The 243-nt window shown below is 65.8% G+C and carries 1 pseudogene; it reads left to right on the forward strand.

The features are described from left to right. Positions 1-243 (forward strand): annotated as a pseudogene (locus CI070_RS13290) (hypothetical protein); the annotation flags it as partial.

Raw genomic sequence — 243 nt, forward strand, 5'->3', positions numbered from 1 at the left:
GACATCGTCCGCCGCATCGTCTGGAACGGCGGCAAGCTCGACCTCCGCGTCAACGACGAACAGCGTGCCGACTACGCCGCCTACCTGTCGGACAGCGCGCCCGTCGTCTGGTTCGGCAATCAGGACATGGAACTCATCATGGGCGCATCCGAACAGCGGCGCGCCCATCTGGACTTCCTCGGCACCCAGTGGCACCCCGGCTACCGCAACGAGCTCCTCCGCTACCGCAAGGCCCTCAAATCG

The organism is Akkermansia muciniphila, from assembly GCF_900184965.1.
GTDB classification, from domain to species: Bacteria; Verrucomicrobiota; Verrucomicrobiia; order Verrucomicrobiales; family Akkermansiaceae; genus Akkermansia; species Akkermansia muciniphila_A.